The sequence below is a fragment of the Litoribacillus peritrichatus genome (assembly GCF_039537985.1).
In the GTDB taxonomy this organism is placed as follows: Bacteria; Pseudomonadota; Gammaproteobacteria; order Pseudomonadales; family Litoribrevibacteraceae; genus Litoribacillus; species Litoribacillus peritrichatus.
On the sequence record NZ_BAABBN010000004.1, the window covers coordinates 594,990 to 595,923 of the forward strand.

The 934-nt window shown below is 39.6% G+C and carries 2 protein-coding genes; both read right to left on the minus strand.

Going from position 1 to position 934, the window contains the following annotated elements:
• The coding region (locus ABD744_RS03840) for a tyrosine-type recombinase/integrase (protein ID WP_344795627.1) at nucleotides 1–449 on the minus strand (449 nt) is incomplete at its 3' end.
• Between the two features lie 41 nt (nucleotides 450–490).
• Nucleotides 491–706 (minus strand): phage integrase N-terminal SAM-like domain-containing protein, encoded by a 216-nt coding sequence (locus ABD744_RS03845; protein WP_344795629.1) that lies wholly within the window; start codon nucleotides 704–706, stop codon nucleotides 491–493.
• Between the last annotated feature and the right edge of the window lie 228 nt (nucleotides 707–934).

Consider the following 934-nt stretch of genomic DNA (forward strand, 5'->3'; position numbering starts at 1 on the left):
TTTATTTGTGTACGCCGATCCTGGCTTAAACGATTTGAAGGGAACAAGTATTGCCAGGCTAGAGACGTTGAGGCATTAGGGTATTTACGTTCAAGGGCGTGAGGCATATAAACACCGGGGACATTATCCGCTCTATTTTGTAAATATAGCGTTTCTACTTTTTTCATTTGTATCGCGAGATGGTTCGCTGTGTTTTTGCTGAGTGTGACTACCCGATCTTTTCCTCCCTTGCCATCAATTACTCTGACACAGAGCTTATGTAAATCAATGTCTTTGTAACGGAGCCTGAGTGTCTCCATTAGCCGAAGTCCAGAACCATACATCAATGCTGCGGCTAGTTTAGGCTGGCCTTTTATATGTTGGAAGAACAGAACAATTTCTTCCTGAGTTAAAAATACAGGTAATTTTTTCTTAGGCTTTGCCCGAGTGAATTGGTTGTAAGCTTTCAACTCAATCTGAAGTACCTCTCTGTAGAGAAAGGTGAGGGCATTCAATGCGCTGTTTGAGTACTTGGAGATACATCTCTCTGAATGGCCAGGTACGAAAGAAATGCTTCAATATGGCTTTCATTCATATGTTTTGGGTGTTGTTTGTTATGAAAGAGAATATACCTACGAATCCATTGGCAATAACTTTCTTCTGTTCTCTTGCTGTAATGATGCAGGCGGATAGCCACTCGAACCTGGTTCATAAACTCTGATGCCATAGTTAAATACCTTTCATGTGTAAATTTACAGTTATGTTGGTCAGGCTTGTAGGAGTGTGAAATACGGAATTTTTCTGTATTTATAGAGGAGATTAATCAGTCTTTACTGAAGATGATTGACTATCTAGTTGATTTCAGTTGAAATTGTTTGATTCAAAAATTAACCAACCTTCAGGGATGGTAGAGGTTGCGGATTAGTTCCGTGTTTAGATTACGGAATTTTTCCGT